The 4096-nt window shown below is 31.8% G+C and carries 7 protein-coding genes; 5 read left to right on the top strand and 2 right to left on the bottom strand.

Features of this window, described 5'->3' with window-relative positions:
* Window positions 1-91: IS3 family transposase (locus tag ACVYAD_RS24860; protein WP_476428271.1), on the top strand; the 91-nt coding region annotated here is incomplete at its 5' end.
* A gap of 131 nt (window positions 92-222) precedes the next feature.
* Here the strand turns inward: ACVYAD_RS24860 and ACVYAD_RS24855 are convergent.
* Both ACVYAD_RS24855 and ACVYAD_RS24850 read right to left on the bottom strand, forming a co-directional pair.
* Complete coding sequence (locus tag ACVYAD_RS24855) at window positions 223-1146, bottom strand: tyrosine-type recombinase/integrase (protein ID WP_476428269.1); 924 nt, start codon at window positions 1144-1146, stop codon at window positions 223-225.
* A complete protein-coding gene (locus ACVYAD_RS24850; RefSeq protein WP_476428267.1) occupies window positions 1121-1444 on the bottom strand; it encodes an Arm DNA-binding domain-containing protein in 324 nt (107 codons plus the stop codon). The genes ACVYAD_RS24855 and ACVYAD_RS24850 overlap by 26 nt, the downstream gene beginning before the upstream one ends.
* On the opposite strand from ACVYAD_RS24850, the gene ACVYAD_RS24845 reads away from it, so the two are divergent.
* The 4 genes from ACVYAD_RS24845 (at window position 1344) to ACVYAD_RS24830 (ending at window position 3637) form a co-directional block, all read left to right on the top strand.
* Window positions 1344-1601 carry a hypothetical protein gene (locus tag ACVYAD_RS24845; RefSeq protein WP_476428272.1) on the top strand — a complete coding sequence of 86 codons (258 nt, stop codon included), beginning with the start codon at window positions 1344-1346 and terminating at the stop codon, window positions 1599-1601. The two genes, ACVYAD_RS24850 and ACVYAD_RS24845, sit on opposite strands and share 101 nt — an antisense overlap.
* 103 nt (window positions 1602-1704) lie before the next feature.
* On the top strand, window positions 1705-1878 hold the full coding sequence (locus ACVYAD_RS24840) for a hypothetical protein (RefSeq protein ID WP_476428266.1): 174 nt from the start codon (window positions 1705-1707) through the stop codon (window positions 1876-1878).
* A gap of 117 nt (window positions 1879-1995) precedes the next feature.
* Window positions 1996-2691: a hypothetical protein gene (locus ACVYAD_RS24835; RefSeq protein ID WP_476428264.1), complete on the top strand. Its 696-nt coding sequence runs from the start codon at window positions 1996-1998 to the stop codon at window positions 2689-2691.
* 46 nt (window positions 2692-2737) lie between these two features.
* Window positions 2738-3637: a S8 family peptidase gene (locus ACVYAD_RS24830; RefSeq protein WP_476428262.1), complete on the top strand. Its 900-nt coding sequence runs from the start codon at window positions 2738-2740 to the stop codon at window positions 3635-3637.
* The last annotated feature ends 459 nt before the right edge of the window (window positions 3638-4096 follow it).

Below are 4096 nucleotides of genomic sequence, written 5' to 3'. Positions count from 1 at the left end.
ATATATCAATTACTATAATACGAAACGGATTAAGGCAAAACTAAAAATGAGTCCGGTGCAATACCGAACTCATTTTACCCAAGCTGCCTAATGAAATAACCGTGTCTAACTTTTAGGGGTCACTTCAATAATACAGGGTTTTGGCACTTTTTTAATTTCATCTAATATCACCAGTTTTTATTCAAATCTAGTCAATTTCTAGTCAAAACTAAGTCAAAAAGCTTAACCTTCTAAATAACTAACAAACTTCTGTATAGCGCCTTCTTTCGCCTTTTTCGTAACGTGTGTATAAATGTCTAAAGTAGTTTTTACGTCAGAATGACCAAGTCGATCTTGAACTTCTTTAATGCTCGCACCAGCTTCAAATAAAAGTGAGCAGTGCATATGACGTAAACCATGTGGTGACACTTTTTTCAAAGTGTATTTGTTTTGGACACTATACATCCACTTCTGAACTTGACCAGGCTGGATAAAATCGTTATTTGTATTGCTAAACATCAATTGATTTTTCTTCAGCGTATTGATGCCTAATTGAATATATTGCTGCTTTTGGAGCTTATTCCATTCTTTCAAAATCGATAAAGTTGTTTCATCTAATTTGATTGTACGAGGTTTACCAGTCTTAGTAGTCTTCAAATAAAGCTTTGTTTTTTTACCACGTCCGATAGCTTTATTAATAATTATCTCGCTTTCCACAAAGTTCACATCATTCCATGTTAAAGCTAATGCCTCGCTTTTACGCATGCCTGTATAAGCGATTAAACGGAATAGCGAATATGCTTTATAGTTGAGGTGATCTTTTGCTTTCTCTAAAAATGAAATTAACTCTTCCTTCGTATAAAAGTTTTCATTTTCATCTTCAGCACTCTCGGTAAAAGCCTTCTTAACTTTTGTTTCAACATGAGTGAAGGGATTAGTTTGAATAAAGCCATGTACAATAGCGAAATCTAATACCTTTTTTGCGTAAGACTTAATCGTACGAGCTTTTTTAACTTTTGAAGCCCATTCATTGTAATGTTTTTGACAAATAGCGATCGTTATTTTCTCGATACGGTAACCGCCCATAGAAGGTAATATATGATTTTTAAAGTAGCCGACTGTTTTAACAAATGTACTTTCTTCAACAGTTTTTTCGTATTGAGTGATCCAAAGATCGTATACTTCCTGATATGTTTCTGTGCTTTTTTGTTTGTATGTGCCTTCGGAGACTTGAAGTTTGAATACGTGCTAAAGCAAGTTCAGCTTCTTTTTTCGTTTTAAAACCTCTACGAGTAGTACTTCGAGCTTTACCTGTAAGCTCATCTACACCTAAATAAACTTGGAATTTAAAAGGTAACGTAGATTTGAATGTACTTAACGGATCTAAGACATTATCATGGTTTACCAATAAAAATGAGGCAGACAATAAGACAAATGAAAAGGATGATGATACTATGCAATTCACAAACGCGACAACAAAAGCTGCAGTACGTGATTATATTAAACAATCTTTAGATAAAAAGCTAATTGATAAGTCGTGGTTAGATAAATTTGATAATGGAACTATGACAAATGGTGATTATGAAGGAATAAAACTTATTGCGGCACAGCGTAGTAACTAACAGCAAAGGGAGTTATTAATAATATTTATACATGGCTGTTTATGATAGTTCTGAAGTCAAGTGACAATATTGCGAAATGTAGTTCGTTATTAGTGGTGTTAAAATGAATGGGAACTATATTGTTCAGTATGTCAATCTAAATACATTTAAATTTATGGAAAATGAATCTTTTGTATTAATAGAAATTGTTGTTACGCCAAAAAATGGCGGGTATTTGGCGGGATGTGGCGTGAAATGTAATCTGAATACAAAGGACGCCAAAAAAAATTGGCGTTAACTCACCCTTGAGTATCATGTTTTAGGAATGTTAGGATGTAACTAACTCGAGTATAGCTTTACTTGTCTGTCGATAGATGTTTTTTTATGAAAATAATAAATTTTAGGAGAGATAAACATGAAAAATATAAAAAAAATAATTGTATTTTTTACCGTTCTAGCATTAGTTTTTACCCAAGCTCCATTTTTTGCAAAAGCATCTAGTGGTGAAGAAGCAGATTATAAAAAAAGTTTAGAAAATATCATTTCTGTTATAGAAGAGAATCTAGAAATTTCATCGAATGGCATAAAAATTGCAGAAGAAGATAATTTAGTTCGTAATTTGAATCAACATGATATTAATATGGTAAATGAACTTGCTAAAGAACAGGGTAGTGATATAAATATTACTAAAGATTCCTTAATAGAAGATTTAGAGGTTCAATTCGATCAATTAAATGCTAATATTGAAAAAGGCGAACTAAAAGTTTTAGATAACGGTACGTTGATCGACTCTACTGATAACAATTTTTATATTCAGGGTGGATCTACTTACGATGAATCCAAATGGTGGGGTAATCGACGATATATGAGTACTACAGCTGCTAAGAATTGGGTTTACGATTTAAGAGATGCAGCAGCTGTAACTACTGGTCTCGCACTTGCTAGTGTTATTTTTGGTCCAGCTGGAACGATACCTGCTACTCTTAACGGTGTTACAGCTTTATGGACTAATCAATTAGCTAATCGAGTAGAATATCATAATGGAAATACAAGTAGAGGTATTAGAGCAGATTTATATTGGGTTTTAGTTTTTGATATCGAGCCTCAATAATAGTATTTATTTTAATAATAAAGAAAGTTATAGTAGGTGCTTTTAATTGAAAAGATTTTTTTCTAAAGTAATTTGGATGCTTTTTATATTTGTAGGATTATCATTTACAATCTACACCGTGTTTTCATCTGAATCTGATTATGAAAACGATAGTGGAAGTGATATACCCTGGGAAGTAAATTGGTTAGATTATAAAGAACTTCATAAACTTTCTACAGGTAAATCACAAACAATTGCCATTATTGATACTGGTATAAAATCTATATACAGTGGAAATTTAAAGTTTGAAAAATCGTTAGTAGATCAAAATATTGAAGATACCAATGGCCATGGTACTATGATGTACTCAATAATTAAAGGTATTGATGACAATATAGAAGGTATAAGCCCTAATGCACAAATAATAGTAATTAAAGTGATGAATGGTGATGATTCAGTTACCCCGACAACTATAAAGAATGCTATTGAATTGGCTATCCAAAAAGGTGCTTCTATTATTAATTTAAGTATTGCTAGTCATTTTGAAGATACAGATATTACTGAAAAAATAAAATTAGCGGTTAATAAAGGGATTACAGTGGTAGCATCCTCAGGAGATTATGGTAATACTGAATTAATGTATCCTGCAATTTTAGATGAAGTTATTTCAGTTGGGGCAATTGATGCTTCAGGAAATGTACTTGATTTAACAAGCGGCTCCAAAGCAACAACAATTAATGCACCCGGCCACGAGATATCGACCATGAATTCCAATGAAACATTAATTAAAACTAGTGGTACATCACAGGCAACAGCCTTAATATCAGGCTATATTGCGCTATTAAAAGATTATGCCTTTTTGAAAAATAAAGAGTTGTCCAATGATATAATTATATCGTTACTAGAATCTATTAATAGTCAAGAATTAACGTATCTACAAGCATTGGAGAAGATAGATTCTTTGTAAAGGGGGCTAGTTTTTATGGTATTAAGACCATACTATTTAGCGATAATAGCGGCCATTATAAGCTGCGTTACATCATATTTATCTATATCTTCAAATTCCAAATCTATTATTAACCTTTTTTCGGCTTTGTTAATAATTATTTCTATTCCTTTGAGCTATAAAGAATATAAAAAGTCAAAAAGAGATAATATGTAATATAATAGACTAGAAGATGACTAGAATGTGGTAACCATTTACTTAATAGAAAATATTAATGTCATATTATTTTAATTATTTCAGCATGTAATCAGAAAGAAGAAGCCATTGTAATTCTAAAAAGCCCAGGTACTCAATTAATTGATATGCTCCCTATTAAGTAGACAGATTAAAAAATAAAATCTGTTTATCTAAGGGGAGTATTTTTTATGGGGCGAAGCAAACATCCACTCGAGTTAAAACTACATATCCTTCAATTGTTCG

The organism is Lysinibacillus sp. G1-3, from assembly GCF_056322905.1.
This window is presented reverse-complemented; position numbering and strand designations above follow the sequence as displayed.

What these genes read in the sequence shown, in the direction of transcription:
- ACVYAD_RS24835 (WP_476428264.1), top strand. Translation starts at nt 1,996, where the DNA reads ATGAAAAATATAAAAAAAATAATTGTATTTTTTACCGTTCTAGCATTA.
- ACVYAD_RS24840 (WP_476428266.1), top strand. Translation starts at nt 1,705, where the DNA reads ATGAATGGGAACTATATTGTTCAGTATGTCAATCTAAATACATTTAAA.